Annotated in this window: 27 protein-coding genes; 9 read left to right on the plus strand and 18 right to left on the minus strand. The window is 61.4% G+C overall.

From position 1 onward, the window contains the following. Positions 1 to 182 precede the first annotated feature (182 nt). Positions 183 to 1,667: a polymorphic toxin-type HINT domain-containing protein gene (locus tag EV700_RS00960; RefSeq protein WP_130410494.1), complete on the minus strand. Its 1,485-nt coding sequence runs from the start codon at positions 1,665 to 1,667 to the stop codon at positions 183 to 185. Between the two features lie 112 nt (positions 1,668 to 1,779). Then, the gene (locus EV700_RS00965) at positions 1,780 to 2,793 is read right to left on the minus strand and encodes a helix-turn-helix domain-containing protein (RefSeq protein WP_130410495.1); all 1,014 of its coding nucleotides are present in this window, start codon (positions 2,791 to 2,793) and stop codon (positions 1,780 to 1,782) included. Positions 2,794 to 2,949: 156 nt separating this feature from the next. On the opposite strand from EV700_RS00965, the gene EV700_RS00970 reads away from it, so the two are divergent. Beyond that, positions 2,950 to 4,182: an alkane 1-monooxygenase gene (locus tag EV700_RS00970; protein WP_130410496.1), complete on the plus strand. Its 1,233-nt coding sequence runs from the start codon at positions 2,950 to 2,952 to the stop codon at positions 4,180 to 4,182. A gap of 187 nt (positions 4,183 to 4,369) precedes the next feature. Then, positions 4,370 to 5,521 carry a D-alanyl-D-alanine carboxypeptidase family protein gene (locus tag EV700_RS00975; protein ID WP_130410497.1) on the plus strand — a complete coding sequence of 384 codons (1,152 nt, stop codon included), beginning with the start codon at positions 4,370 to 4,372 and terminating at the stop codon, positions 5,519 to 5,521. Between the two features lie 52 nt (positions 5,522 to 5,573). Here the strand turns inward: EV700_RS00975 and EV700_RS00980 are convergent, their stop codons facing one another. The 6 genes from EV700_RS00980 to EV700_RS01005 are packed head-to-tail and all read right to left on the minus strand — an operon-like array spanning position 5,574 to position 10,828. Further along, positions 5,574 to 6,269 (minus strand): anti-sigma factor, encoded by a 696-nt coding sequence (locus EV700_RS00980; protein ID WP_130410498.1) that lies wholly within the window; start codon positions 6,267 to 6,269, stop codon positions 5,574 to 5,576. Then, positions 6,266 to 6,808 carry a sigma-70 family RNA polymerase sigma factor gene (locus tag EV700_RS00985; protein WP_130410499.1) on the minus strand — a complete coding sequence of 181 codons (543 nt, stop codon included), beginning with the start codon at positions 6,806 to 6,808 and terminating at the stop codon, positions 6,266 to 6,268. Before EV700_RS00985 ends, EV700_RS00980 begins: the two co-directional genes overlap by 4 nt. After that, positions 6,809 to 7,936, minus strand: a complete 1,128-nt coding sequence (locus EV700_RS00990; protein ID WP_130410500.1) for a HupE/UreJ family protein — start codon at positions 7,934 to 7,936, stop codon at positions 6,809 to 6,811. Beyond that, entirely contained in the window at positions 7,933 to 9,081 is a 1,149-nt protein-coding gene (locus EV700_RS00995; RefSeq protein WP_130410501.1) for a tetratricopeptide repeat protein, read from the minus strand. Before EV700_RS00995 ends, EV700_RS00990 begins: the two co-directional genes overlap by 4 nt. Positions 9,082 to 9,093: 12 nt before the next feature. Beyond that, positions 9,094 to 9,315, minus strand: coding sequence for a hypothetical protein (locus EV700_RS01000; protein WP_130410502.1), 222 nt, complete (start codon positions 9,313 to 9,315; stop codon positions 9,094 to 9,096). Between the two features lie 16 nt (positions 9,316 to 9,331). Beyond that, positions 9,332 to 10,828: a DUF4331 domain-containing protein gene (locus EV700_RS01005; protein ID WP_242610159.1), complete on the minus strand. Its 1,497-nt coding sequence runs from the start codon at positions 10,826 to 10,828 to the stop codon at positions 9,332 to 9,334. Between the two features lie 284 nt (positions 10,829 to 11,112). Between EV700_RS01005 and EV700_RS01010 the strand changes: the two genes are divergently transcribed. The 5 genes from EV700_RS01010 (at position 11,113) to EV700_RS01030 (ending at position 14,292) form a co-directional block, all read left to right on the plus strand. Next, positions 11,113 to 11,688, plus strand: a complete 576-nt coding sequence (locus tag EV700_RS01010; protein WP_130410503.1) for a flavodoxin family protein — start codon at positions 11,113 to 11,115, stop codon at positions 11,686 to 11,688. Between the two features lie 171 nt (positions 11,689 to 11,859). After that, on the plus strand, positions 11,860 to 12,147 hold the full coding sequence (locus tag EV700_RS01015; protein ID WP_165391284.1) for a YbeD family protein: 288 nt from the start codon (positions 11,860 to 11,862) through the stop codon (positions 12,145 to 12,147). 3 nt (positions 12,148 to 12,150) lie between these two features. Beyond that, a complete protein-coding gene (lipB, locus tag EV700_RS01020; RefSeq protein WP_130410505.1) occupies positions 12,151 to 12,750 on the plus strand; it encodes a lipoyl(octanoyl) transferase LipB in 600 nt (199 codons plus the stop codon). 102 nt (positions 12,751 to 12,852) lie between these two features. Next, positions 12,853 to 13,338 carry a macro domain-containing protein gene (locus EV700_RS01025; RefSeq protein ID WP_130410506.1) on the plus strand — a complete coding sequence of 162 codons (486 nt, stop codon included), beginning with the start codon at positions 12,853 to 12,855 and terminating at the stop codon, positions 13,336 to 13,338. 243 nt (positions 13,339 to 13,581) lie between these two features. Next, positions 13,582 to 14,292, plus strand: coding sequence for an START domain-containing protein (locus EV700_RS01030; RefSeq protein ID WP_130410507.1), 711 nt, complete (start codon positions 13,582 to 13,584; stop codon positions 14,290 to 14,292). Positions 14,293 to 14,354: 62 nt separating this feature from the next. On the opposite strand, the gene sthA is transcribed toward EV700_RS01030, so the two are convergent. Continuing rightward, positions 14,355 to 15,746, minus strand: a complete 1,392-nt coding sequence (sthA, locus tag EV700_RS01035; RefSeq protein ID WP_130410508.1) for a Si-specific NAD(P)(+) transhydrogenase — start codon at positions 15,744 to 15,746, stop codon at positions 14,355 to 14,357. Positions 15,747 to 15,946: 200 nt separating this feature from the next. Here sthA and EV700_RS01040 point away from each other — a divergent pair, with 200 nt between their 5' ends. Continuing rightward, positions 15,947 to 16,753 (plus strand): SDR family NAD(P)-dependent oxidoreductase, encoded by an 807-nt coding sequence (locus EV700_RS01040; protein WP_130410509.1) that lies wholly within the window; start codon positions 15,947 to 15,949, stop codon positions 16,751 to 16,753. Between the two features lie 82 nt (positions 16,754 to 16,835). Then, positions 16,836 to 17,789, plus strand: coding sequence for a lipoyl synthase (gene lipA / locus EV700_RS01045; protein WP_130410510.1), 954 nt, complete (start codon positions 16,836 to 16,838; stop codon positions 17,787 to 17,789). Positions 17,790 to 17,804: 15 nt separating this feature from the next. Here lipA and EV700_RS01050 read toward each other — a convergent pair whose 3' ends face one another. From EV700_RS01050 to EV700_RS01090, 9 genes are all read right to left on the minus strand, one after another. Continuing rightward, a complete protein-coding gene (locus tag EV700_RS01050; protein WP_130410511.1) occupies positions 17,805 to 18,572 on the minus strand; it encodes a glycosyltransferase family 2 protein in 768 nt (255 codons plus the stop codon). Beyond that, positions 18,569 to 19,318 carry a polysaccharide deacetylase family protein gene (locus tag EV700_RS01055; RefSeq protein WP_207224539.1) on the minus strand — a complete coding sequence of 250 codons (750 nt, stop codon included), beginning with the start codon at positions 19,316 to 19,318 and terminating at the stop codon, positions 18,569 to 18,571. The genes EV700_RS01050 and EV700_RS01055 overlap by 4 nt, the downstream gene beginning before the upstream one ends. Further along, positions 19,315 to 20,424, minus strand: a complete 1,110-nt coding sequence (locus EV700_RS01060) for a glycosyltransferase family 4 protein (RefSeq protein ID WP_130410512.1) — start codon at positions 20,422 to 20,424, stop codon at positions 19,315 to 19,317. Before EV700_RS01060 ends, EV700_RS01055 begins: the two co-directional genes overlap by 4 nt. Continuing rightward, positions 20,424 to 21,353, minus strand: coding sequence for a glucosamine inositolphosphorylceramide transferase family protein (locus tag EV700_RS01065; protein ID WP_130410513.1), 930 nt, complete (start codon positions 21,351 to 21,353; stop codon positions 20,424 to 20,426). The genes EV700_RS01060 and EV700_RS01065 overlap by 1 nt, the downstream gene beginning before the upstream one ends. A gap of 17 nt (positions 21,354 to 21,370) precedes the next feature. Beyond that, a complete protein-coding gene (locus tag EV700_RS01070; RefSeq protein ID WP_130410514.1) occupies positions 21,371 to 22,393 on the minus strand; it encodes a glycosyltransferase family protein in 1,023 nt (340 codons plus the stop codon). Then, complete coding sequence (locus EV700_RS01075) at positions 22,390 to 23,562, minus strand: O-antigen ligase family protein (RefSeq protein WP_130410515.1); 1,173 nt, start codon at positions 23,560 to 23,562, stop codon at positions 22,390 to 22,392. Before EV700_RS01075 ends, EV700_RS01070 begins: the two co-directional genes overlap by 4 nt. After that, the gene (locus EV700_RS01080) at positions 23,562 to 24,578 is read right to left on the minus strand and encodes a glycosyltransferase family 4 protein (protein ID WP_130410516.1); all 1,017 of its coding nucleotides are present in this window, start codon (positions 24,576 to 24,578) and stop codon (positions 23,562 to 23,564) included. Before EV700_RS01080 ends, EV700_RS01075 begins: the two co-directional genes overlap by 1 nt. Before the next feature lie 47 nt (positions 24,579 to 24,625). After that, entirely contained in the window at positions 24,626 to 25,543 is a 918-nt protein-coding gene (locus EV700_RS01085; RefSeq protein ID WP_130410517.1) for a mitochondrial fission ELM1 family protein, read from the minus strand. Positions 25,544 to 25,622: 79 nt separating this feature from the next. Next, entirely contained in the window at positions 25,623 to 26,546 is a 924-nt protein-coding gene (locus tag EV700_RS01090) for a branched-chain amino acid transaminase (protein ID WP_130410518.1), read from the minus strand. Positions 26,547 to 26,575: the final 29 nt, after the last annotated feature.

Raw genomic sequence — 26,575 nt, forward strand, 5'->3', positions numbered from 1 at the left:
CAACACCACCAAACAGGAGAAGCCAAGCACCAAAAAAGCTGCTTAAATGAACAACCCGCCGGGGGCGGGTGTCAGGTGAATACTGTCACTGTACAGTTTATATGATTTACTTTTGGGTTCAATAGCGGCCACTCGTGACGACACGGGAGACTTCATCAAATTAGCAGGTAACAGCATATGTATCAATTTTTGTTATGTACAAAAAAACCATCAACACCGACATAATAAGCTCCATTATCACCCACCTCCAAATCAAAAATTGTCGATTTATACGTTTCGTTTTTATAAACACTATCATCAGCGCCAGGCAAGTTACCCCAAGTTTGATTGGAGCTGAAGAAATATTTTTTGTACATTTCGCCAGGGTCATTTGCATCAAATCTGATGTAAACCCCTTCATCAACTGAGCGGTCTACGAACATCCACGCTCTAACTTCGTCTCCAACAACAGAATTATATAGTGGCTCCGATTTAAGAACGAAGCATTCATCGCCTGCATCAATACAACCAAGATATTTCCCCGTACATATTTTCTCAGCTGCCATCCATCCACTTTCATTAACCCAAAATTGATGACTATAGGCTGATATAATGCACTCCATGCTTTCTGTTTTACAGTTGATTGCAAAAATAGCCCAAAGTGGCTTATCCGTATATTTAAATATTTTCAAGATTGGCTTGAATGAAATTTCACCAACATCACTTTCCGGCTTGGATAAAACCATATCTCCGGGCTGAATTATTTCAATAGAAACCAAACCCTTATCCGTATGAACAAGCGTTCCCGCTACAAAACCGCCTACTCGTTTCTCTGCCACCGCGCAACAATTTGATTCATCATGGTCAGCATCACAATCAGCGACCGTATTATTGCGTTCCTCCTGCTGGCATTCGCATCCTTCCTCATAAGACTGATGGAATTTTATATTGACTGGCTCAGATTCATAACCGCTTGAACTGCTGACCAAAACACCATAATCACCGACATAATAAGTGTTATATTGAGAAATCTCAAAATCATAAACCTTCGCCGTATGCTTTTCATACGCTTGAATGTACCCATCATCAAAAGGCAAAGATCCACTGCCCTGTTCTGATTCCAAAAAATATTTTGCATAGGGAGCTCCGGGGTCACTCGAATTGATATCGATAAACACACCGGCATCTACAGAACGATCAACAAACATCCAAACCCTAGCCTCATTGTTAACTATCGCCTTATATAGAGGCTCTGACTTTATTACAAAACATGTCGAATCTTCGTCAGCATACTTAAGAAAATTATTTGGTCTAACGAATTCGGCCGGTATCCATCCTATACCATCAACCCAAAACCGTTGGTTATAGGCCGAGATCAAACAATCTATCTTTAATGTATTTGTATTTATCGCAAAAACAACCCATATCGGATTATCTTCATACGCAAATTTCTTCACAACAGATTTAAACAAAGGCTTGCCAAATAAGCCTTCCGGCTTGGACAATACCATATCGCCAACCTGAATATTCTCAATAGAAACTAATCCCTTATCCGTATGAACAAGCGTTCCCGCCACAAAACCACCAACCTCCTTATTCTCTATCGCAGCCAGATATGTACTGTCGCCATCAGCAATCTCATTGGCCTCATGCATTGCATAAGACTTCAGCTCGGAATTATGTACCATAAACCTTTTCCCTCTTTAAAATATTTCCTCTATCAATACGAGGATAATGCTTTATATATCCATCCCCGCACTCCGCGCGGCCTCAGAAGCACTACGCTGTTTTATCACAAAATCAGCCGCTCACCGCCCTCACCCCCGACGGCGCCACCCCCTCCCACCGCTTGAACGCCCGCCTGAAATTCGCCACATCCGAATACCCCAGCAAAAACGCAATCTCCTGAATCGACAACCGCCCCGACTTCAAATGCTCCAGCGCCAGCCTGTGCCGCACCTCCTCCAGCACCTGCTTGAACGACGTCCCTTCCTCAATCAACCGCCGATGCAGCGTGCGCGGCGTCAAATGGAACAACCGCGCCACCATCTGCAACGACGGAAACCCGTTCTGTTGCTCCAGCATCAACCGCCGCACCCGCGCCGCCATCGACACCTGCCGCGTCATCTTCTCCAGCTCACGGCGGCAAATCTCCACCGCCTCGCTGAACGCCGCCGGATCGGCCATCCTCAACGGCATATCCAGTTGCGCCATCGGCAATGAAAACCCCGTCCAGCCCGCCCCGTAACGCACCCCGCACTTGCAGAATTCCGCCGCCAGCCGCGCATCCGCGTCGGACCCGGCAAAGTCAAACGCCACCTCCCGCACCTGACACGCCCCCATCGTAATGAAGTCGAGAATGTTGCGGATCGACAGCACCACCGTTTCCAGCCCCATGCGCCGGGTTTTCCCCAAAGGTACACTCTCCCGGAAACACACCCGCAACATCCCGTCCTGCTCTTCCTGGCTCATCGCCACCAACGTGATGCGCAAGGCCAGAAATTGCTCCAGCAATCCCAGCACCTGCCGCAACGAGCCGCCGTTCAACGCGGCATAGCTCAGCACGCCATGTGTATTGCCCAGCAGCCGCGACCCCAGCAGCAGCCCCAATGCGGGTTCGCCCGTTAGGCGTACCGCATCCTCCATGAGCAGCAGGAAACCGGACAGGGAAAACCCGACCGCCGCCTCATCCAGCCCCTCCGGAGTCAGACCCGCGCGCGCCAGCCAGGCTACGGTATCAACACCGGCATTGCCGACCAGCTCGGTCAGCTGGCGCAAGTAATACCCAGGAAGAAACACATCTTTGGACGTCATGGCAGGCAACTCCCCGTCTTTTTATGCTTTTGGAAGGATCGGCAATGACCGGATTGTCAAAAAATGACCCCTGCCTGTCAATCCCGAACCTGTCGCCGCGGCGTAGCCACGCCTATGCTCAACCTCATCGCAAACCCCGCACAGAAGGTGAATAACATGGGCTCGCAAGCACCCGAACAGGCTATTCAGGCCGCCACCCCCATCCATCCGTCCGGCTGGAAAGACCGCAAGCGCCATCTGTGGATGCTGGGAGCGGCCCAGCCGGTGATTGGTGCCGCCATGCTGGCCGCCTACGCCGTTGCCCCGAAAAAACTGCGTGCCTTGGCTTGGGCAGGCCCCGTCATGCACAACGTCATCATCCCCGCGCTGGACCAACTGATCGGCGAGGACACCCATAACCCGCCCGAAGACGCCATTCCCGGGCTGGAGCAGGACCCCTATTACAACCGGCTGGTCAAGGCTTTCATCCCCACGCAATTTGCCGTGACGCTGTTCGGTTGCTGGGCGGCCACGCGCAAGAACGTGCCGCTGGCCGACCGCATCGGCATCGCCATGAGCGTCGGTACGATGAACGGCCTGGGCATCAACACCGCCCACGAATTGGGCCACAAGCAGGACAGCGAGAATCGCAACGCCTCGCTGCTGGCGCTGGCCCCGACCTTCTATACCCATTTCCGGGTGGAACATAACTATGGCCACCACAAGCGCGTCGCCACGCCGGAAGACCCCGCGTCCAGCCGCATGGGGGAAAGCTTCTGGAAGTTCCTGCCGCGCACCGTCATCGGCAGCCTGAAGTCGGCCATCGACATCGAAAAGCAGCGTCTGGAGCGCAAGGGCAAGTCCTTCTGGAGTCTGGAAAACGAACTGCTGCAAGGCTGGGCGATCAGCGCCGGACTGGTCGGCGCGGCGACGGCGATTTGCGGGCCGCGCGCCATCCCGTTCATGGTGGCGCAAGGCGCTTACGGCGCCAGCCTGCTGGAGGTGGTGAACTATCTGGAGCACTACGGCCTGAAGCGCCGTCAGGATGAAAACGGCAAGTACGAGCGCACGCTGCCCGAGCACAGCTGGAACAGCAACTTCATCCTGTCCAACCTGCTGACCTACCATTTGCAGCGTCACAGCGACCATCACGCCAACCCGACGCGCAGTTACCAGTCGCTGCGCCATTTCGAGACCGCCCCGCGCTTGCCGGCCGGTTATCCCGCCATGTGGCTGGCCGCCTACATTCCGCCGCTGTGGTACAAGATCATGGACCCGAAACTGGTGGCGCACTACCGGGGCGATCTGTCACGGATCAACCTCGATCCGCAGCGCCGGGCCGAGCTGCTGGCGAAGTACGGTCAATCCGGTACGGCCACACTTTCCATCGCGGCCGCCAACGCCGCCTGACCCTGAAACCCGGACACCTGCCGCCCCGACCGGCAGGCTGTCCGCATCCCTGCCCCTCGGCTTTCGCCACCGCCGGAATTCGATCTTCACCTTGTCAAGCAAGCTGTACAAAAAGCCCCATGCAACAGTGCTAGAATCCTTGCCATCGAACCATCCCATACCCCCCAATCAAGGAAACGCACGCATCATGGCCCGCACGCTTGCTGCCTTCGGCTTCGCCGCCTTCACCGCCTCCATCGTTAACGCCGCCACCATCGTTCCCGCCGCGCCCGTGCTTGAAAACAAGGGTTTCGTGGTCATGGACTACGATTCCGGCCAGATCCTCGCTTCGTCCAACCCCGACCAGCGCCTGGCCCCGGCCTCGCTGACCAAGATGATGACCAGCTTCCTGGTGGAACAGCGCCTGATCAAGGGCACGCTGAAGGAAACCGATCCGGTGATGATGAGCGAGTCCGCCTGGTGCCGCGGCACCAGCGCCGAGTCCTGCATGTACGTGCCGGTCAATACGACCGCGCCGGTCATCGACATGCTGCGCGGCGTCATCATCCAGTCCGGGAACGACGCCTCCAAGGCGCTGGCAGAACACATCGGCGGCAACGAGCCGGCCTTTGCCGAGCTGATGAATGCCGAAGCCAAACGTCTGGGCATGAACGGCACCCATTTCGCCAACGCCACCGGCCTCTCCGACCCCAACCACTACACCACCGCGCACGACATGGCGGTGCTGGCGCGCGCCATCATCCACGACAGCAGCAAGTACTACCCGATCTACTCCGAGAAGGAGTTCACCTTCAACAACATCAAGCAGGGCAACCGCAACGCCCTGCTCTACACCGACCCCACCGTCGACGGCCTGAAAACCGGTCATACCGAAGAAGCCGGCTACTGCCTGACCGCCTCCAGCAAGCGCGGCCCCATGCGCCTGATCTCGGTGGTGATGGGCACGCCCACCATGCAAGCCCGCGCCGACCAGACCCGCGCGCTGTTCAACTGGGGCTTCGCCAACTTCGAAACCGCTCAGGTGCGCCCGAAGGGCCAGGAACTGGGCAAGCCCGTCGTCTGGTTCGGCAAGGCGGACACCGTGTCGGTGGGCCTGGCCAACGACATGAACGTGACGCTGCCGCGCGGTCAAAAGGACCAGCTCAAGCTGAGCCTGCAATTGCCCGCCTCGCTGGACGCCCCGATCAAGGCTGGTCAGGAAGTCGGCAAGGTCGTGGTGACGCTGGACGGCAAGCCGGTCGCGGAACAAGCGCTGGTGGCGCTGCAGCCGGTCGAGGAAGCCAATTTCTTCGTGCGCGCCTGGCACCACATCAAGAAGTTCTTCGCCAGCCTGTTCTGAGACCATCCGGCATCAGGAGCGCCTTGGCGCTCCTGATGCCGCCAGCGGAGCGTCAAAGCACCATCTTGCCGGTAAACAGCACCGGCCCGGTCGGACTGCCGGTTGGCGACCCGCCGCGAGGTTCCAGACTGATCGCCAGAATCCGGCCTTCTCCCAAACGCTGACGTTGCGCTGCGGTGAATGTCAGCTCCCCATCCTGTTCCTGCCTGCGGATCACCCCCAACGACAAGGGCTTTTCGCGGGCCACCACCCATAGCTCCAGGTCACGGTCAGAAGGCACAACCGTTTTCTGCAGCCCGGTCAGCTTCAGGGTCTGGCCATCGGCGCTCATGCGCACAATCCAGGCCGGTTCGGCCTTGTCGGTACTCAACACCGCCAGATCACGATAGACCGGCAGGGCTGCCTGCGGATCCATCCACAGACGCCATACCAGCAGGCCCGTGATGAAGGCCGCCGTCATGCTGCCCCCCCAGGCCCACCATGCCCAGAACGGCATGCGGGCCGGCGTTTTCGACTCACTGAAGCCCAGACGACGGCTGATGCCGGGCCACAGCGTGTCCGGCAAGGGTTGCGGCCGGACCTGGACGGCCAGCGGCGCCAGACGCATTTCCCACGCCTGAACCAGACGCCGCAAGGCGGGCTGTTCGGCCATAAGCGCCTCAAAACGCACTCTGGCGCCGCCCTGCAAGGTACCCAATACATATTCCGCCGCAAGGCGTCGCTGCAATTCGGGCTGCTGATAGTTCATAGCTGCAAACACCCTTTCAATTTGTCCATACCGCGCCTGACCCACGCCTTGACGGTCCCCAGGGGGGCCTGCATGCGCACCGCCAGCTCGCTGTGCGACAGGCCCTGCAGGTACGCCAGCACGACCGACCGGCGCTGGTTGTCATCCAGATGGGTCAGGCACTGATTGAGCCGGCGGATCTCCGCGGCCGCCTCCACGCTCTCGGAGGGCTCCAGGCAGTCGGCCGCAATCTCCTCCCACTCGCGCGGGCTCAGATCCGTCGGAGGCAGTTTCTGGCGGCGCAGCTTATCCAGGCAACGGTTGCGCACGATGGTGCTCAGCCAGGCATGCGCGCTGCCGCGCTCCGCCGCAAAACTGTGGGCGGAATGCCAGATACTGACATAGGCATCCTGCAAGGCCTCCTCCGCCAGATCCTTGCGCCGGGTCACCAGCAGGGCCAGACCGTACAGCCTGGGAGCGGACAGGCGGTACAGTTGTTCGAAGGCGCGCTGGTCGCCCAATGCGGTTTTTCCCAGCAAAACCGTCAGATCATCTGTCATTTATCCCGGTATCCATACTACGTTCAGAATTCGCTGGCCCAGCCACAATCCCGCCACCACCGCAATGGCGACTGACCCGCCCGTAACCACCGCGCGCTGGTACAGCGCCGAGCGCCGCAGGACGTAGGCCGCCGGTACAAACAGGCCGACGATCAGCAACTGCCCGCTTTCCACGCCCAGATTGAAGCCCAGCAAGGCAACCAGCAAGGAGTCGGAGCGGGTACTGAGATCGGTCAGGGCGCTGGCAAAGCCGAAGCCATGGATCAGGCCGAAGGCAAAGGCCATCAGGAAACGCCACTTGTCGAGCACAGGCTTCAGGTTGTGCATGGCGGCCACCAGGACGGACAGGGCGATGGCGGACTCGACCAGCCGGGAGGGCAAATGCACCCATTGCAGTGCGGCCAGCACCAGCGTCAAGGAATGCGCCAGCGTGAATGCCGTGACAATCCCGGCCGCGTCCCGCAAGGCCGACGGCCAGCGGCTGACCGGCTGCCAGCCCCCGCCCTGCCGGATCAGGACAACCGGCAGCAGCAGGGACAACAGGAACAGGATATGGTCGTAGCCGCTCCAGATATGAAACACGCCCTCCTTCCAGAAATCACGGAAGGTCAGGCTGTGGCTGGGCTGGATCAACGTCAGCGGCTCCGCGGAGGCCGCGACGATTCGTGTCTGGGCGGCCGCGCCTGCCGGTTGCCACAGGACGATACCGCGATGACTGGGGTCCTCGGCCTGCAGCAAGCGGTACTGCAACGACCAGTCTCCCTGCGCGGGACAGTCGCCCCGCATCTGTATCACGGCATAAGCGCCATCCGAGTGCTCATCGGTCATCAACGGCGCGAACTGCCAGGATTGGCAAGCCACGTCGCCCCGCCGCACACTCAGGGCGCTTCTGACCAGTGCGGTAATATCGGCTGTTCGCGCCTGCAACTCTCCCCAGGTCAACTCACGGTCGTGGTTCCGGTCCAGGTCCAGCAACAGATCCAGGTCGCTGACGGCAATGTCCCAGCGCAGCCCGACCTGCCCGCCCTTGCCGGTATCCAGGGTCAGGTAACTGTCGCTGGCCTTGTGCGCCTGCGCCAGCCCCCCCAGACACAGCCACAGCCACAGCAAAATGAAGATCCTGATCACGAGGCTCCCTCCTGACGGGCGGCATGCCCCGATAGCAAACTGTCATCCTGGAAACCGCTGCCCAGCATCCATTTTTTCAGCACGGCCCGGTCGCTTTCGGAATCGTTGGCCAGCGCAGCCTGCCAATAGACTTCAAAATCCGGGGTTTCGCGCTGCTGCAGCCAGTTGGCGCGCGCCAGCGCCAGGGCCTTGCTCCGGTCATTTTTCAGGTAGAGCGCGAAAATGGCCTCTTCGCGCAAATGACTGACCTCGCCCCGCAAGCGCAAGGCCTTGAAACGCGCATCCAGCGCGGCGATGGTCTGACCGGCGCTGGCCAGCCCCAGCGCCTTCTCGGCCAGCCCCAGTCTCAGCAACAGGCCGTCCTGCTGGCGGTCCCCTTCCAGCAGGGTCATCACCTCGGCGGGACGGTGCTGGCGCAACAGTACATCGGCCAGTGCGGCGCGCACTGCCGGATCCTGTACCGGCAGGCGGCGGTACAATTGCTCCGCGCGCCGCACTTCGCCAAGACGCAGCAACAGATCGCCGTATCCCAGGAAAAACCAGACTTTCTGGTCGGGGGCGAGGCTGTCGGCAACCGTCAGCAGGCTCGCCAGCGTTTTTTCCGCCGGCTTGGCGCGGCCATTCATGGCGTCAACCTGAGCCTCGCAAATCAGGGCCAATGACAGGTTCGCGAGGCTCCGGATACGCTGGCAGCCCTGACGGGCCAACGCATACTCGCCACGCACCTGATAGATCGACGCTTGCAGCAGCAGGGCCTGCGGATGATGCGGGTCATGCTGCAAGATCTGGGTAAGGTCAATCAGCGCATTGCCGAAGCGGTGATTGAATTGATGGATGCGCGCCTGCAACAGCAGCACCTCATCCGGCAAGGGCGGTTTTTGGGCTATCCGCCCCAGCACGGCTTCGGCATAGCCCATGTAGCGCGGGTCACCCGTCCGGTGCGCCTGCGCCATCAACTGCGTAACCTGTTCCAGGCTGTCCTCGACCGTGTCAGCGCCGGGGGAACTGTTACGGTCGGCACGCAAAATGGCGGGCCGTTGCGGCAAATGCGCAATGACCTCCGCCGGCGAGCGCGGAATGCGGGGCTCGGCATGAGCCCCGCTTCCGACAAGCGCCGCCAGTATTATGCACAGCACATAAAACATGGCAGGCTCCTGTCAGTTCACCGCCACCGGCTCGGCATCTTCCGGGGTATTCAGAACCACGGCGCTGATGTCCTGCGGCTCCGTGTCCTCCGGCGCGGTGGCGGCCTGAGCCTGTACCTGTGCGGTAAACGCGTCGGTGGCGGGCATAGCGGCCTGTGTGGCCACAGGATCGCGATTGCTGTTGCAGGCCGACAGCAACAGCATGCCCAACGTGATGATTGCCAGCTTTTTCATGATGCGCTCCCGGGGCTTAGCGGATGGTGGCGGGCGAGCCGGGCAAGGCCGGCTTCAGGTACGGGAAGGTGTCATCAAACTGCATCGGGCTTTGCAGGGCGCCGTCCGTGAAGTCGATGCCGCCGGAAACCGCATCCGAAGGCTTGCAGCCGATATTGAGCACGCACAAGCGCCCCATCACCACGCGCAGGGCGATATCCACCACATCGTCGCCCGGACGACGACCGTTGGGGAAACCGGCGTTATCGCCGCCAATCACCCCCAAGCGCTTCTGGTCCGCCTTGGCGGCCGGCGCGATGCCGGTGTTCAGGCGCAGCATTTCCGAGGCCACCACATTTTTGGGCTTGTTCAGGCCGTCCACGCCGGTCAGGAACGCCGCCACCAGATCATTACGCGGGAAATTGGTGGGGGCCTTCACCCCGGCGCTGCCAAACAGGATCTGCAGCAGCGCGGGTAAGGTGGGATTGGTCACGTAGGTCGCGAACTGGCCATCGTTGACCGGCTTGCTGGCATTGAATTTATCCTTGTCCTTCAGGCCGATGACCACTTCGTTGACCAGGGGCATGCCCAGTCGCGACACCTGGGTCCAGGCGCCGCCCTCGGCGCTGGCCGAATTGTTGTCGCTCTTCGGATTGGGGTTCAGCAGGCGCGCCTGTCGCAGGCTGGCGGTTGTCCAGGCGCCGATCACCGGCTCGCCGTTGCTGGTCAGGCAACTGATGGGAAGTTCCAGGGCGATCGTGGTCACATTCTTGTCGGCCAGCGCGTCCAGCCCCTTGTCCTCGGCCGCCGGATCGAAGGCGGTTGCCGGGGCCTGGATGTTCACCAGGTCAAAGGTTTCACCCAGATTGACCACAAAGGGGTCCTTGCGCTGCCCGACAAAGACGCGCCCTTGCGTGCTGCAGCCGGGCACGTTGATGTTCTGGATGAACTTGCGGGCATAATCGGCATAACCGGGAATCGACTTGCTGCCGATATTGTCCGCGGGCTTCTGGAAGGTGGCCTGATTGGCGGCATTGGTGACCGCCGCGCGCACCCCGCCCCGTCGCGGTCCTTTCACCAGATCAATGGTGTAGGTTTCCCGCACATTCAGGGCGCTGTTGTCGCTGTTGCTGATGGCTCCGATGTTCAGCAGCGGCACGGAGACATTGACCCCGTTGACGGGCACTTTCAGATCCGCCAGCGTATTCTTGAACCGGAACTGGAAAGTCAGGTCTTCCTTGGCGTCACCGTTGTTGTCGATGTGGATTTCATACAAGGCATTGGGGTCCAGCGAGAAATAGTTGGGACCGCCATAGGCATCCTGAAGGGGCAGGTAGTTGGCAATCAGGGTGACAAAGCCCGCCCGGTTCGCCTCATAGCTGCGGAACATGTAAAAATCGCTGGCATCGACTTTCGGCGATTTGGTGATGCCCGGGGCCTCGCGGTGACTGGAGGCGAAAGCCGTGCCGGCGATGCCCAGCAAGGCGGCGGCCAGTGTCGTCATGACAAAACGGCGGGAATGAATAGTGTGCATGTCCTTCTCCTGGAAAATGGTTCTGCGCGGTACAGTCCGATGCGCCTTTCACGCATTACTGTTCCTGCATCTACCTTTACGCAGCGAATTCCCGAATGGATGCACGATTTGCAAAATAAAATTCCGGTGGGCGCAGGCACGCCCATGACAGGAGACCCCGCCGGTGTTTCCATAACCAGAACACCCCTTTCGTCCTGATGACGCTAGGCGCGGTCCCGGCCCCCTTCTACCATGGCGATATCGGGCCAGCTCAGACCCATCCGACCACCCAAGGGGAACACATCATGACTACCGCCATCGCCATCGCCTACCACAGCGGTTATGGTCACACCAAGAAGCAAGCCGAAGCCGTCGCCGAAGGCGCGCGCAACGCCGGAGCCGCCGTCAGCCTCATCGCCGTCCAGGACATCAGCGCCGAGGACTGGGCCACCCTCGACGCCGCCGACGCCATCGTTTTCGGCGCGCCCACCTACATGGGCAACGTCTCCGGCCAGTTCAAGGTTTTCGCGGACGCCACCTCCAAGCCCTGGTTCCAGCAGAAGTGGAAGGACAAGATCGCCGCCGGCTTCACCAACTCCGCCTCCATCAATGGCGACAAGTACGCCTCCATCCAGTACCTGTGGACGCTGGCGATGCAGCACGGCATGGTCTGGGTCGGCACCGGCCTGCTGCCCTCCAACAGCAAATCCGCCACCCGCAACGACATCAACTGGCTGGCCGGTTCCGGCGGCGCGCTGGCGCAATCGCCGTCCGATGCTTCGCCGGAAGAAGGCCCGCTGCCGGGCGATCTGGAAACCGCCCGCCTCTTCGGCGCGCGCATCGCTGCGGTTACCGCGCAGTTCGTCAAGGGCGGCCGTTGATAGCTCCCTCTCCCCTTGTGGGAGAGGGTTGGGGAGAGGGGTACGGCATCCATCCCGGAGACGCCTCCTCTCCCTTTGATGCGCCATCCGCACTATAATTCCCGCAACTCCTTGAATCCCTCCGTCATGCCCCGATCTTGGGGGCATACCTTCTGTATTGCGAGATCCGCCATGTCCACGCCCGAGCCGCATCTGGTCCATAACATCGACGTGTGGGAACTGCCCTGCCACCATACCTTCAAGGTCATGGGGGAAATGCAGTACCCGCTGGCGCAGGTGGCGGCGGAAATTGCCGGCCGGCTCTGCAACGGCTTCGACCCGTCCACCATCACCATGCGTCCGTCCAGCGGCGGCAAGTACCTGTCGGTGACCATCGAGGTCTATCTGGAAACCCGGGAACAGATCAACGCCCTCTACGCCGCCTTCAACGCCGCGCCCGAAATCAAGCTGGTGTATTGACCGATGCTGACCGTCCGGCATGTCAGCGGCGACTTCCAGACCGTGTGGCAGGCCATGCGCGACTTCACCGACCAACGCACGCCGGACACCCCGGACGAACTTTGGTATGTGCAGCATCCGCCGGTATTCACGCTGGGTCAGGCGGGCAAGCCCGAGCATATCCTCGCCGCCGGCGACATTCCGGTGGTGAAAACCGATCGCGGCGGCCAGGTAACCTATCACGGCCCCGGCCAGCTGGTCGGCTACTGCCTGTTCGACCTGCGCCGCACCGGCACCGGCGTGCGCGAACTGGTCGAGTTCATCGAGGACTGCCTGGTGGACGTGCTGCGGCAGCACGGCATTGCCGCCCGCGCTGACCGCGACGCCCACGGCGTCTATGTCGATACCCGCAAGATCGCCTCGCTCGGCCTGCGCATCCGCAAGGGCTGCTCCTACCACGGTTTCGCCCTGAACGTGGACATGGACCCGGAACCGTTCACCCGCATCAATCCCTGCGGCTACACCGGCCTGCAGATGACCACCGTCCAGCGGGAAGCCACCGTCATGCCCTCATGGCAGGCGTTGGAAGAAGGCATCCGTCTCGCCCTGGAAAAGACCTTCTAAAACAGTATGTTATTAACAATATACTTGCAATTTCCCTTGCTTTCATAGGCCTATTATTTGTATGGTTAAAGTGAAGATTCACTCCATCACAAGGTAGCCAACATGATCATCGAAGTATCCGGCGACATCCTCCTCAGCAACGCTCAGGTCATTGCCCACGGCATCGCCCCCAATGACGATTTCGCCGTCGGCCTGGCCCATTCCCTGCGCGAGAACTGGCCCAGCCTGTACAAGGATTTCCGTCATTATTGCCAGACCCAGCATCCGAAGGCGGGTACGTTGTGGTCGTGGATGGGTTCGGACGGCAAGGTGGTGGTCAACCTGCTGACGCAGGAAGCCGCCTACGATCACGGCCAGAAACCCGGCCGCGCCACCACCGCGCACGTCAATCACGCCCTCAAGGAACTGCACAAGCTGATTGAAAGCGAGAAGTTCAGCAGCGTCGCCCTGCCGCGTCTGTCCACCGGCGTCGGCGGTCTGGACTGGGACGAAGTCTACCCGCTCATCCAGCAGCATCTGGGCAGCCTGTCCATTCCCGTCTATGTCTACACCACCTACCACAAGGGGCAAAAGGCCAACGAAGCCTGAGCCGCCGGTCAGGCAGCCCCTCCTTTTGGTGGGGCTGTTTTCTTTTTGTATCAATACTTTTAGTCAATTGTTAATGTTTTACTTCAACTTCATCCTGTTGACCGCGCCTTCAATCCCCTTTGGCTTGACGCTGTTCACATTTGAAGCTATAGCTGAAACGTAAGGGAGCAATTCATCCCATCTGCACAGTTGTCCAGGGTGGCGCTTGGCGTCGGACATGTGCAAAAAGACAATGAGGCACACATGAAAAAAATCCTTCTGGGAATGCTGCTGGCCGCCAGCCTTCCGACCGCAGCGCTCGCAGCGCGCGACGATCTGGATGAACTGCGGGACTCCGGAACCGCCAAAAACGAATGGCGCATGACCAAAAATGACCGCATGCGCGACATCAAGGTTTTCGTGAAGAATGAAGAAGGCAAGAATATCCGTTCATTCCGCGTGGAAGCTGTTTTCAGTTCCCCCATCGAAGATCTGGCGCGCGTTCAATCCGATATTGAAAGTTATCCGAAATGGTACTTCGAAGTTAAAGAGGTCAAGTTCCTGAAGCGGGTCTCTGAAAAGGAATTCATCTTCTACATGGTGCACAACGCCCCGGTGGGTCTGCCCGACCGCGATGTCATCATGCGCGCCGTCATTGAGCCCATGAGCAGCAAGCGGCCCTACGTGCTGATCCGCATGTCCGCCCTGCCGGACTATCTGCCTTCCAAGCCGCCGTACGTTCGCATGGAAGCCGAGAACTACACCGTCAAATGGACGCCGATGGGGCCGAACAAGACCAAGCTGGAAGCGGAAGGTTTCATCGATCCGGGTGGAATTTCCCCCGCCTGGGCTGTCAACTTCGTGCAGGGCAAAGGCCCCTACGCGAACATGATCGGCATGGGCCGGATGCTGGACCTGCCGAAGTACAAGGACAAGGACCAAAAGGATCCCCTGCCCTACAAGTTCTTCGAGTAACGGCTTCCCCCATGAAAAAGGCCCGGTTATACCGGGCCTTTTTCATGCCTGCGAGACTGCGCTCAGAACAACCGGTTCAGCCCGTTCAGCGCCGCCACCCGATAGGCTTCCGCCATGGTCGGGTAATTGAAGGTGGTGTTCACAAAATACTTAAGCGAATTACCCCCTCCCTTCTGCTGCATGATCGCCTGGCCGATATGGACGATTTCCGCCGCGTTGTTGCCAAAGCAATGAATGCCCAGGATTTCCAGCGTGTCGCGATTGAAGAGGATTTTCAGCATGCCCACGGTTTCGCCGGTAATCTGCGCGCGCGCCAGATGCCGGAAAAAGGCCTGCCCGACTTCGTAGGGCACCTTTTCCTCGGTCAGCTGCTTCTCGGTCTTGCCGATCGAGGAAATCTCGGGAATGGTGTAAATACCGGTCGGGACGTCATCGACATGTTCCATGTCGCCGGTGCCGGTCATGTGCGCGCCGACGCAACGTCCCTGGTCATAGGCCGCCGAGGCCAGTGACGGATAGCCGATCACATCACCCACGGCAAAAATGTGCGGCACCGAGGTGCGGTACTGGCGGTCGGTGGCAAGCTGGCCGCGGCTGTTGGCGGTCAGGCCGACATTCTCCAGCCCCAGCGTGTCGGTATTGCCGGTGCGGCCGTTGCACCAGAGGATGGCGTCGGCCTTGATCTTCTTGCCCGACTTCAGGTGCATCACCACGCAGTCATCGAAGGTTTCCAGCTTTTCGTACTGTTCCTGATGGCGGATCAACACGCCCAGCTCGCGCAGGTAATACGACAGCGCGTCGGCGATTTCATCGTCCAGGTAGGACAGTAACTGGTTCTGGGTGTTGATCAGATCGACCTTGTAGCCCAGCCCGACGAAGATGGAGGCATATTCGCAGCCGATGACGCCCGCACCGTAGATGATCAACTTGTGCACCGGATAATCCAGCGACAGGATCTTGTCGCTGTCGAACACGCGCGGGTGCTTGAAATCAATGTCTTCCGGCTGGTACGGGCGGCTGCCGGTGGCGATCACCGCCTGGTCGAAGGTCACCAGCTCCTTGCCGCCTTCCAGCGTCTTGATGCGCAGGGTATGCGGATCGACAAAGGTGGCCTGGCCGTGGTGCAGGTCGACGCGGTTGCGGTCATAGAAACGGGTATGGACGCTGACCTGTTCCTGGATGATGTTCTTCGCCCGCGCCAGCACTTGCGACACCGGCACGTTGCGCAATTCGCCAACCCGCTGGAACAAGGGATCGCGCTGGTAGCGCATGATGTTGAAGACCGTCTGTCGCAACGCCTTGGAAGGAATGGTGCCGACATGGGTGCAGTTGCCGCCTACTTCCTGACGGGCATCCACCACCGCCACTTTCCGTCCTTCCTTGGTCAGCTTCATGGCCGCGCCTTCCCCGGCGGGTCCGGCTCCGATGACGACAACATCATAATGGCTTTGCATCGATACTTTCCTTCAGGCTGCGCATGGGTGAAGTTTAACAGTCTTGGCGGGCCACGTGGCAATTCGCCAAAGGTATGGTATGACTGCAAGATTGACGCCACGCGCCGTCCACCCCCTGTCAACCGAGCAGGAATTGGGGTAGAAGATCATTATTGGACGATCGTGCCATTTACTGCTTTGATTCGCGGAGGGGGAATACCATGGGATTTCACGGACATCTGGCCGTCGTCACCGGCGGCGCCAGCGGCCTGGGGCGTCTTGCCGCCCGCCGTCTGGCCGCCCAGGGCGTCAATGTCGCCATCATCGACACCAATGAAAAAGGCCTGGGCGAAACCGCGCACGGGCTGCGTCATGTCCATCCCTATGTCTGCGATGTCTCGAAGCATGTGGATGTAGAGCGCACCATCGCCGAGATCCAGCACCGCCACGGCCAGATCGACCGGCTGATGCATTGCGCCGCCATCATGCCGATGGGCCTGCTCAACGAACTGCCCAGCACCCAGATCGTGCGGCAGATGCACATCAACTACGACGGCACGGTATTCCTGACCAAGGCAGTGCTGCCGGAAATGCTGGCGCGCAAGACCGGCGACATCATCATCTTCGGCTCGCTGACCGGCTACCTGCCCTCGCCGTGGATGGGAGCCTACAGCGCCACCAAGGCCGCCACCAACATGTACGCCCGCCAGCTGATCCGCGAGAACCGGGGCAGCGGGCTGCGCATCGCGCTGGTCTGTCCGCCCGCCGTCAACACGCCATTATTGGATACCCAAAAGACCCACCATAAGGGCGGATTCCTGGCCCTGTGCCGGAAGGCGGGGCTGGTGATCGAACCGGACTTCGTGCTGGACGAGATGGAGCGGGCGCTGGAAAAGGGCCGGGAAGTGATTTTCCCCGGCAAGCTGGCGCAGGTCGGCCAACTGGTCAACCGCCTGGCTCCGGACTTCAGCTGGCAGGTCCTGCAACTGATGGAGAAAGCCGGCGATATCGAGAAGGGCAAGCGCTGAGCACCTTCGACCTTGGCCGCATGAGGCCCCCGGACGCAATCATTTGCGCTAGAATACCGCCCTCAATCCAGCGGGGGTGACCATGAACGATCCAGTCAAGGTGGTGCAGGGCGAAAAGCTGCGCGGCGCGGAAAAGGTTGCGCGCATCCCGGTCAAGGTCATCCCCACCGAAACCCTGCCGCGCAAGCCGGACTGGATCCGCGTCCGCGTCAGCAATCCCGGCGAGGTGCAGCGCATCAAGGGCCTGCTGCGCGAACAGAAGCTGCATACCGTCTGTGAAGAAGCCGCCTGCCCCAACCTGCCGGAATGCTTCGGCGGCGGCACCGCCACCTTCATGATCATGGGTGACATCTGCACCCGCCGCTGCCCCTTCTGCGACGTCGCCCACGGCCGCCCCAACGCCCTCGACGCCGATGAACCGCGCCATCTTGCCGAAACCATCGCCAACCTGAAGCTGAAGTACGTGGTGGTGACCTCGGTAGACCGCGACGACCTCGAAGACGGCGGCGCACAGCACTTTGTCGACTGCATCCGCGAAACCCGCGCCCTGAACCCGGACACGAAGATGGAAATCCTTGTCCCGGACTTCCGCGGCCGCATGGACATCGCGCTGCGCATCATGCGCGAATGCCCGCCCGATGTGTTCAACCACAACATCGAGACGGTGCCGCGCATCTACAAGGCCATCCGTCCCGGCTCGGATTACCAGCATTCGCTGCAACTGCTGAAGCGCTTCAAGCAGGAATGCCCGGACGTGGCCACCAAGTGCGGCATCATGGTCGGTATTGGCGAAACGAAGGAAGAAGTGTTTGCCGTGCTTGACGACCTGCGCGCGCACGATGTCGAGCTGGTAACGATCGGCCAGTACCTGCAGCCGTCGAAGAATCACGCGCCGGTGGACCGTTTCGTCCATCCCGACGAGTTCAAGGAATACGCCGAGTACGGCCGGAAACTGGGATTCACCAATATCTGGAGCGGCCCGATGGTGCGCTCCTCCTACCACGCCGACCGTCAGTACGAAGGCAAGGCGCTGTAAGCCCCGCGACCGGCCTCAGGGCCGGTCCTGCCCCTGCCCCGCTTTCAGGTTGGCCTCATACAGCTTGGCCTCCTTCAGGAAGGCGTAAAAGGCATTCACCGTGCTGGAAATGAAACCGCGCTTGCCATTGAGGAAGGCGCGGCGGAATACGTACGACTTGATAAAAGTCAGCGGAAAGACCAGCACCAGCTTCAACACACTGGCCTGCTTGCCCTTGGCCGCTTTTTCCCGAGCGCGCAGGCTGGAATAGAGGTTGTTCTTGTCCACCTTGATGGCGATGGTGTTCTCGCCGTAATGCCGAATGGCGCCGGCGGCCTGCTTCACGGCGCCCTGCACGGTGATCGATTCGTGCACCTGCTTGCCGGTGTCATACGCGCCGGTGGCGCGGCGGAAGAAGCGCACCCGGCGGTTGAAACGCCCGAAACGCGGCGGCGGGAAACCGAGGAAATAATCGTGGATGGGAATGTCCAGCCCGTCAGCGCGGCTATACTCGATGCAATCGATGATCTCGGCCTTCAGTTCCGGCGACAGCACTTCATCGCCGTCCAGGTTCAAGACCCAGTCCTGCGTGCAATAGCTTAACGCCAGCGTCTTCTGCCCGGCATAGCCCAGCCAGTCCTGGTGCCAGATGCGGCAGCCGTAGCGCCCGGCAATCTCCAGCGTGCGGTCGGTACTGCCGGAGTCCACCAGCACGATTTCGGCAAAATCCTGCACGCTGGCCAGGGTGGCGTCGAGGGTTTCCTCGCAATTCTTGGTGATCAGGTAAACGCTGGCGGGAATCAAAACCGGTACCTCCCCCGACTGAACGCCACCCGGAACTGCGCCATGTCCATTTCGCCGTGGGTGCTGATGCGGGGAATGGTGTAAGGCTGTGCCGAGGGCTGCGGAATGATGCTTTTCTTGGTGGTGACGGCGCTGCTGAAACCGGCCTCGCGCACCAGCGCCGCCGTTTCCTCGCTGAAGCGTCCGAAAGGATAGGCGAAGGCCGTGCACGGCAGGCCGGTCAACGCCTCGACCGCCGCTTTCGATCCGGCGATTTCCGCCCGCGCGGCGTCAGAGTCCAGCTTTGATAGATTGACGTGGTGAACGCTGTGCGCGCCGAACTCGATCAGGCCCGATGCCTGCATCTCGGCAATCTGCGCCGGCGTCAGGCGGTCGATCTCCGGGATTTCCGGGGCCAGGTAAACCGTCGCCTTCGCGCCGTGTTCGCGAAGAATGGGAAAGGCGTGCTCGTAATTGTTGGCGAAACCGTCGTCAAAGGTCAGCGCTACCGCCTTGGGGCCGGGATTGTGCAGCAACTCGCTGACCGTATGGAAACGGTAGCCCTGCGCCTGCAGCCAGGCAAGCTGAGCCGCGAAAACGTCCGGCGGCGTGTTCATGCCGGTGGGGGCTTCCGGGGCGATGCTGTGATACATCAGCAGGCGCGGCCAGTCGGCCGGCTTGGGAACGCGCCACCATTGCCAGCGGTTGGCCAGCGCCAGTCCGCCGCCCACCGCCAGACCACTGCCGATCACGGCCAGCATGCTCATCGGGATATCTCCAGCAAGGAATCGCGCGCGGCATCCAGCCCCTGCACCAGCGTCTCGACCCGGAAGTGCTCGGCGCGGGCGGTGCAGGCGGCCGCCAGCCGCTCCAGCGCGGCGGGGTCGGCCATCAACGGCCGCAACGCGTCAGCCAGCGTGTCGCCGGTAACCGGATCCACCACCACGGCGGCGTCGCCGGCAATTTCCGGCAAGCCGCCCATCGCCGAGACGATCACCGCGCAGCCCTGCTGCATCGACTCCAGCGGCACGCGCGGAAAGGCGTCGATGCCGGTGGACGGCGTCAGGGAAATGGCGGCCTGCGCCAGCACCCGCATCACCTCTTCCTGCGGCACGTGGCCGCGCAGGTCGATGCGGTCGGCCACCTGCGCCAGCGTCGCGTAGACTTTCTGCTCGTAGAGCGAACCGCCCGCCTGCTGCCCGAAACCCGCCGCGCCCAGAAACACCGCCCGCCAGGCCGGGAATTCCGGCAGCACCCTGACCAGCGCCTCCGCCAGTTCCAGCACGCCCTTTTCGGGAATGAAACGACCGGCGAACACCAGCCACGGCTGGCGGCTCAAGCCGTCGGCGCGCGGACGGCGCGGCAGCGCGTTATGGATCACCGTCACCGGGCAGCCCGGCTCGGTCACGCCTTCCAGCAGACGCCGCCGTACATAGCCGCTGACGGCATAGAGTCCGTCCAGTTGCCGCAACAACGCCGTGCGTTCGGAAGCGGTTTTCGCGCCTTTCATGCCCTGCGGGTCGTTGTGCAGGTGCAGGGTCACCTTCAGGCCGGGCAAGGCGCGCTTGATCTGGCGGGCCAGCGCGGTGCGGTTATGCACCTCCACCAGCCGCACCGAGGGCCGCGCCTTCAGCCAGGCGATCACCTGCCGCACATAGGCCAGATTCTGGCCCAGCAGCCACGCGCCTTGCGCTTGCAGGCTGCAGAACGCGACATCGGCAAAAGGCTCCGTCTCCGTACCCACCACGACAATATGGTCACGAAAGCGGCTGGCCAGCGTGAAATCGCGGACGATCATCGCCACCGCCCCGGCATCCCGGGGTCGGAAGCGCTCGCGCGGCGGCAGCACCACGGCGATGGTCGGCTCGGACATCAGGCGGGTTCTCCGGCGGGCGGACGGGGAATCAGGCGCTGCGCGTCCATCACCACCAGGCCATGCTTACGGTCGACATGGTGCATGGCGCGCCATTCCGGGTTGACCTCCGGGCCGCTGCGATGCCACACCGTCTCCTCGCGATAAGCGGTCGGCGTCAGCGTCAGGATGCGGTTGATATTGAGGCCATGCCCATAACGGCGCACGCAGTCCTGCGACGGCCGCAGCCAGCCGCCGCGACCGTCGGAGGTAATGGTGCCGGCGCAGCGGCCGTTGGCCAGGCTGCGCACCAGCGGATTGCCGGGATGCGGCGTCCAGTCGGTACTCAGCGGGCTGTCGGCATGGAACGCAAACAGGGACTCGTTGATGCGGGTGCGGCCGGTCTTGGCCGAACCGAACAGCCACCAGCGGCCCTCATGTTCGAACAGGGTGCTGTCGGCCATTTTCAGGTCGTTGATCAGGGTCCGGTCGATTTCCCACCGATGCGGGAATTCCACGCAGCGGTAGAGGTCGACGCGTTTCACTTCCGTCTTTTCCGGCACCATGTACAACTGGCCGTCATGGCGGAACAGGAAGGGATAGGACAGGTGGTAAGGTTCCTCAATCACCGGCGCCGCCGGACCGATGGCCCGTCCCTGCGCATCCACCTCGATGACGCTGATCAGGCCGCGCCAGGTGGCGTAAGGGAAGTCTTCGAAGAAGATGTAGTAGCAGCCCTGCTCTTCCCAGAGGAAGGGGTCGGCCCAGAAACGGTCGGCGGGCGGATACAACGGCATCAGGCTTTCCGGGGACGGCGGCGCGGCGGGATCGGCATCCGGGCCGCACAGCAGGAACCACTGTTGCAGGAAGCCCGCCTCTTCCTTCTTGTCCGCCTTGCGCCCGGCGCGCCGCGCCCGGTTCTGCCGGAAGTGCTCAAGCCACGTTGCCATAAAACTGCCCGTCGGAGTCAGCGGTAAACCTCGTTCCGCCACTCGTAGTCGCTGGAATAAGGCTTGCCGAAAATGGTTTCTTCCATGAACTTCGCCACGCGCTCGGCGGCGCAGACTTCATGGGCCCGTTGCCAGCCGGCACGCGCTACCGTCGCGGCTTCTTCGGGATGAGCGGCATAATAACGGACTTTTTCGATCAGTTCTTCCGTTGTCGCGAAGTAGGCCAGCTCGTGCTCGCGGAACAGGAGGTCGAAGCCGGGAATGCGCGGGCTCAGCGTCAACAGGCCGTTGCCGGTCAACTGCGCCACCCGGTCGGAACTGTACAGGCAGACATCGTTGAGCCGGGAATAGTTCAGGCCCATGCGCGCTTCCGCCAGCGCCCGGTAATAGGCGACCCCGTTGACGGTAGGCACGCCCGGCATGCCGTAGAAACAGGTGGCGATGCCGTCCAGCGCCTGTTGCAGCCCGCGCAGGTACTGCTCGCGCTCGGGATCGCCGCCGACGGAGCCGCAGAAAATGAATTCGCGGACAAAATCACGCTGCTCGAAATTGCGCAGGCTTTCCACCGAGGCCTCCACCGGGTTGGGGAAGTACGCGCGCACCGTCGGCCCCGGCACCAGATCGCGCAGCAGCTCGCCGCCGGTGGTGGCGAAGATCACGTCCAGATACAGCGCCCAGGTCTTCATGTAGCCGGTCTTGTGGTAGTGGAACAACGCATCCACATACCACAGCGCAATCGCCGTATTCGGGTAAAGGCGACGGATTTCGGCCAGCGTTTCCGGCTTCACCAATTGCGCGTGACCCAACAGCACCAGATCCGGCTCCACCTGCGCGCAGATGCGCAGGATTTCCTGATTCATCCAGCCGCCGCCCCAGTGCTTGCTGCGGAAGACCGTGCCCATGCGCGCCATGTCGCGGCTGCTGAATTCGTAGACAAAATGCCCGTTGCGCACCCATCCCGCCGACAACTTGCGGTCGCAGTTGTAGAACGACGCCCCGTGCGTGTTGTAGGCGAAGTTGGCGATGTGCAGGACTTTCATCCGAGTTTCTTCCGCGCTGCCGGACGCACCATGAACCAGGTCAGGCCTACCCCCAGATAACAGGTCGTGGCCATGAAATAAAACGAGAAGTCGACCAGACCGTGCATCAGCATGTACACCAGCATGCCCGCGCCCCAGACCTTCAACAACGGCAGGCCGCGACTGGGCGCCGAGCTGAGGCGGAACGCGAGAGTGGCGTACCATGCCGCCCAGAAAACCGCACCGACCGCGCCGGTGGCGTAAAGGATATCGAGGTAGATGCTGTGCGTGTGGGCGTTGACCACCGCCGGATAGGCCGTATGCAGGACGTTGTCATAGGGCATGGGGCGCAAGCCGTGGCCCAGCCACGGCGAAGCCTGGATCCGGCTCCACACCGCCTCCCAGATTTCCGAGCGACCGTTCAGGAAACCGCCGCCATGCATGATCAGCTTGTTCAGCAGTTCGGCGGACTGCGAAATCACGCCCAGGACCGCCAGCGACAGGATCAGCCCCACCGCCGCCAGACGCGGCGCGACAATCAGCGTCATCACACTGGCCGCCATCGCCATGCCCAGCAGGGTGCCGCGAGCATGATTCAGCACCGCCGCCGTCAGGATGATCAGCAAGCCCAGGGACAGCAGACGCCGTCCGCCGCAACGCGGCAAGTCCAGCACCAGCGCATAGACCATGATGAACAGCATGCCCAGACCCACGCCCAAGCGGTTGCGGTTGACATACCAGTCCAGCCCATCGCCGCCCAGCAACCAACTGGCGCCGGCGGGGTGATTGAACAGGCTGACGCCCAACAGCGTCATCACGCCGATCAGCAACAGTAACGCGAGCGCGGCGGCGATCTGCAACAGGCTGTCGCGCGTCATCCGCGACACATACAGCGCCGGAAACAGCAGCAGGATGCCCCGCAAGGTGGTCCAGGCATCATGAAAGGCGGCGACGGGACGAATGGCGAACGCCGACCACAGGATCAACGCAGCCAGCGCCGACAACAGCCAGGGCAGGAACCGCATCAAGTCCGGACGGGTCGCCTTCCCCAGGAAGTACCAGAGCAGGCTCAGGTTCAGCAGGCCCGAACCCAGTCCATTGGTCGGCACCAGCGTGACCAGACCCAGCAGGAATACCGTGGCGAAGGCTTCATCCGAACGCCACGCGCGGAACAGGACATTTTGACGCATCAGTGTTTGTTCTCCAGATTCTGATAAACCGCAATGGTCTTCCGCACCATCGCCTGCAAGGTCAATTCGTTATCGGCCTTGTCGAAATAGGGTTGCATCTTCTGCCGCCAGTCGTCGGGGTGCTCTACGGCCCAGGTCAAACGGTCGGCCAGCGCGGCGACATCCTCCACCGGCGCCAGCAAATCGTCCGGCACGAAACCGGCCACCATCGGAATGGTGGTCGCGACGATCGGGCGCTTGGCCAGGATCGCCTCGACAAACACGTAGGCGAATCCTTCGTTGCGCGAGCTGAGCACGAAACCGTCCGCTGCCGCCATCAGATGCTGGGCGTCGGTGCGGAATCCGGCCAGCCGGACCTCGGCGCCGGTTTTGGCGATGGCCGCCTCCAGCTCGGACTTCATCGGTCCGTCGCCGACAATCAGCACCTGCGCCTTGGCCCGCGCCGCCGCCGGCACCAGGATGTCAAAGGCCTTGGCCTCCACCAGCCGCCCGACACCGATCAGGATGGGACGCGCCGCATCAAAGCCGAATTCCGCCGCCAGCAGCGCACGCCCGTTTTCCACCGGTTGCGGCGCGCGGATGCCGTTATAAATGGCGGTAACCGGTCGACTCTTGATCAGCACCGCAATGCCCGGACTGACAGCGATCACGTGGTCGAAATGCCGGAACATGCCGGTGGAACCTTTCTGGTTGTGCAGCGTCGCGACAAAGCCGCCCGCCTTCACCAATGGCCGCAAGCGGCCGACCAGGCTGGCGGCTTTGTTGGCCTGGGCATGGACGATATCCGCCGGCCAGGACTTCAGCGCCGCCAGCAGGTCGCGGTGCAGCCCGGGCGACCAGCGCCCGCGCGAGAAATCCACCGGGATGAAGGTAATACGCGCATCGAAACGGGATTGCATCTCGGGGTGGGCGATCACCGCCACCTCATGCTCCTCGCATAGGGCGTTACCCAGCTCCACCACATGCTTTTCCAGACCGCCATGTCCCCAACTGGCCAGAACCTGACAGATACGCATATCGATGCTCCCAAACAATAATCAGTCACGAAAGCCGCCAAAGCCACCTAGGCAGCGGCAGTCGTCAACAACCCTTCACAACGCAACAGCCAGTCCGCCACGCGATCGGCCTCGCAAAAGCGCGGGGCGCGTTGCAGCACGCCGCTCTTCTGCCAGGACTCGAACGAGGTCAACCAGCGCTGCACCAGCAACTGGTCAATGGCTTGGGTAATGCGGTCTTCCTGCAAACGCGGCGTTTGCAGCACACCCACCTGCCCGCCCGCCGTCAGGCTTTCAAAAATCATCGAAACGCTGTCCTCGCTGACCCAGACCTGTCCGGCTTCCTGCAACTGCTGTTCCACCCAGCCCTGCGGCGTTTCACTGGCGGACCACACCTTGGCGTGCGGGGCGATGTTGCGGATTTCTAGGAAAGTGTGCTCCGGGGTGCGGCGCGAGGTGCTGATCTGCCATTGCACGTTCGGATTGGCCGCCAGCACCGCCTTCATCTGGCTGACCATGGATTCTTCATCCCAGCCGTGACGCTTGGACGGACCGCCCAGCAACATCAGCCCGCGATCGGCTTTCAGGGCCGGCGCCGGCGTCACAGGGTTGAGTACGCCGTAGGTGCCCATGACATGCGGCTGATGCGGCGGATGGTCGTGCTGCGGCATGATCACATAATCAAACCAGCTCAGCGGCAGCGAGGGCTTCATCAGCACCACGGTGCGGCCGCCGGTGGCCAGCTTCGCCGCCAGCATCGCCAGATGCGTGCCGTGGCCCGCGCCCAGCACCAGCGACGGCTCGGGGTAATCGTTGGGAAAACGGCGCATCAGGATATCCATGATGCCCACCGGCTGTTGCCTCAGATCGATGCGGATGGTCTGCACCGGGATCAACCGTTCCATGGCGCGGATCAGGCCCAGGGTCTGATGTTCATGACCCGGCTTGCCGTCCGTCAGTTGCCAGACTACGAGGGGTGCTGTCATAGGAAAGGGCTGCAGGCTGTTGGGGAAGTCGGGAAAACCGGCGTCGGAGCGCCGCGAAGGCGCTCCGGGAGGGTGCGGTTCAGCGAACCGGCGTCAGCCACTCCAGATGCTTGGCGTTGCGGCCGTGCACCGTATCGAAATACAACTGTTGCAGGCGGGTGCTGACCGGACCACGGCTGCCGCAGCCGATGATGCGGCCGTCGACTTCACGGATCGGCGTCACTTCGGCGGCGGTGCCGGTGAAGAAGGCTTCATCGGCGATATAGACTTCATCGCGGGTGATGCGCTTTTCCACCACCTTCAGGCCCAGGTCTTCAGCCAGATGGAAAATGGTGTTGCGGGTGATGCCGTTCAGGCAGGCGGTCAGCTCGGGGGTGTAGATGACGCCGTCCTTCACCAGGAAGATGTTCTCGCCCGAACCCTCGGCCACATAGCCTTCCGGATCCAGCAGCATGGCTTCGTCCGCGCCGCCCGACAGGGCTTCCTGCAGCGCCAGCATCGAGTTGATGTAGTGGCCGTTGGCCTTGGCGCGGGTCATGGAAATATTGACGTGGTGACGGGTGTAGGAACTGGTGCGCACCTTGATGCCGCGTTCCAGCGCTTCCGCGCCCATGTATGCGCCCCACTCCCAGGCGGCGACGATGACGTGCACCTTGAGGTTGCTGGCGCGCAGGCCCATGCCTTCGGAACCGAAGAACACCATCGGGCGCAGGTAGGCGCTGGGCAGGTTGTTTTCACGCACGGCGGCGCGTTGCGCCTCGTTGATCTCGTCCTTCGAGAACGGGATCGTCATGTTCATGATGTGCGCGGAGTCGAACAGGCGGTTGGTGTGTTCCTTCAGGCGGAAGATGGAAGTCCCCTGCTCGGCCTTGTAGGCGCGGACGCCTTCAAACACGCCCATGCCGTAGTGCAGGGTGTGGGTCAGGACGTGGGTCTTCGCCTCACGCCAGGGCACCATTTCTCCATCAAACCAGATAACTCCGTCACGATCGGCCATACTCATGGCAACTTCTCCACAAAATCAGCGGCTTT

This window comes from Fluviicoccus keumensis (genome assembly GCF_004217445.1).
Taxonomy (GTDB): domain Bacteria; phylum Pseudomonadota; class Gammaproteobacteria; order Pseudomonadales; family Moraxellaceae; genus Fluviicoccus; species Fluviicoccus keumensis.

Bases quoted from the DNA above. Each gene is read 5' to 3' on its own strand.
- EV700_RS00960 (WP_130410494.1), bottom strand. From the start codon at position 1,667: ATGGTACATAATTCCGAGCTGAAGTCTTATGCAATGCATGAGGCCAAT.
- EV700_RS00965 (WP_130410495.1), bottom strand. From the start codon at position 2,793: ATGACGTCCAAAGATGTGTTTCTTCCTGGGTATTACTTGCGCCAGCTG.
- EV700_RS00970 (WP_130410496.1), top strand. From the start codon at position 2,950: ATGGGCTCGCAAGCACCCGAACAGGCTATTCAGGCCGCCACCCCCATC.
- EV700_RS00975 (WP_130410497.1), top strand. From the start codon at position 4,370: ATGGCCCGCACGCTTGCTGCCTTCGGCTTCGCCGCCTTCACCGCCTCC.
- EV700_RS00980 (WP_130410498.1), bottom strand. From the start codon at position 6,269: ATGAACTATCAGCAGCCCGAATTGCAGCGACGCCTTGCGGCGGAATAT.
- EV700_RS00985 (WP_130410499.1), bottom strand. From the start codon at position 6,808: ATGACAGATGATCTGACGGTTTTGCTGGGAAAAACCGCATTGGGCGAC.
- EV700_RS00995 (WP_130410501.1), bottom strand. From the start codon at position 9,081: ATGTTTTATGTGCTGTGCATAATACTGGCGGCGCTTGTCGGAAGCGGG.
- EV700_RS01000 (WP_130410502.1), bottom strand. From the start codon at position 9,315: ATGAAAAAGCTGGCAATCATCACGTTGGGCATGCTGTTGCTGTCGGCC.
- EV700_RS01005 (WP_242610159.1), bottom strand. From the start codon at position 10,828: ATGCACACTATTCATTCCCGCCGTTTTGTCATGACGACACTGGCCGCC.
- EV700_RS01010 (WP_130410503.1), top strand. From the start codon at position 11,113: ATGACTACCGCCATCGCCATCGCCTACCACAGCGGTTATGGTCACACC.
- EV700_RS01015 (WP_165391284.1), top strand. From the start codon at position 11,860: ATGTCCACGCCCGAGCCGCATCTGGTCCATAACATCGACGTGTGGGAA.
- lipB (WP_130410505.1), top strand. From the start codon at position 12,151: ATGCTGACCGTCCGGCATGTCAGCGGCGACTTCCAGACCGTGTGGCAG.
- EV700_RS01025 (WP_130410506.1), top strand. From the start codon at position 12,853: ATGATCATCGAAGTATCCGGCGACATCCTCCTCAGCAACGCTCAGGTC.
- EV700_RS01030 (WP_130410507.1), top strand. From the start codon at position 13,582: ATGAAAAAAATCCTTCTGGGAATGCTGCTGGCCGCCAGCCTTCCGACC.
- sthA (WP_130410508.1), bottom strand. From the start codon at position 15,746: ATGCAAAGCCATTATGATGTTGTCGTCATCGGAGCCGGACCCGCCGGG.
- EV700_RS01040 (WP_130410509.1), top strand. From the start codon at position 15,947: ATGGGATTTCACGGACATCTGGCCGTCGTCACCGGCGGCGCCAGCGGC.
- lipA (WP_130410510.1), top strand. From the start codon at position 16,836: ATGAACGATCCAGTCAAGGTGGTGCAGGGCGAAAAGCTGCGCGGCGCG.
- EV700_RS01055 (WP_207224539.1), bottom strand. From the start codon at position 19,318: ATGAGCATGCTGGCCGTGATCGGCAGTGGTCTGGCGGTGGGCGGCGGA.
- EV700_RS01060 (WP_130410512.1), bottom strand. From the start codon at position 20,424: ATGTCCGAGCCGACCATCGCCGTGGTGCTGCCGCCGCGCGAGCGCTTC.
- EV700_RS01065 (WP_130410513.1), bottom strand. From the start codon at position 21,353: ATGGCAACGTGGCTTGAGCACTTCCGGCAGAACCGGGCGCGGCGCGCC.
- EV700_RS01070 (WP_130410514.1), bottom strand. From the start codon at position 22,393: ATGAAAGTCCTGCACATCGCCAACTTCGCCTACAACACGCACGGGGCG.
- EV700_RS01075 (WP_130410515.1), bottom strand. From the start codon at position 23,562: ATGCGTCAAAATGTCCTGTTCCGCGCGTGGCGTTCGGATGAAGCCTTC.
- EV700_RS01080 (WP_130410516.1), bottom strand. From the start codon at position 24,578: ATGCGTATCTGTCAGGTTCTGGCCAGTTGGGGACATGGCGGTCTGGAA.
- EV700_RS01085 (WP_130410517.1), bottom strand. From the start codon at position 25,543: ATGACAGCACCCCTCGTAGTCTGGCAACTGACGGACGGCAAGCCGGGT.
- EV700_RS01090 (WP_130410518.1), bottom strand. From the start codon at position 26,546: ATGAGTATGGCCGATCGTGACGGAGTTATCTGGTTTGATGGAGAAATG.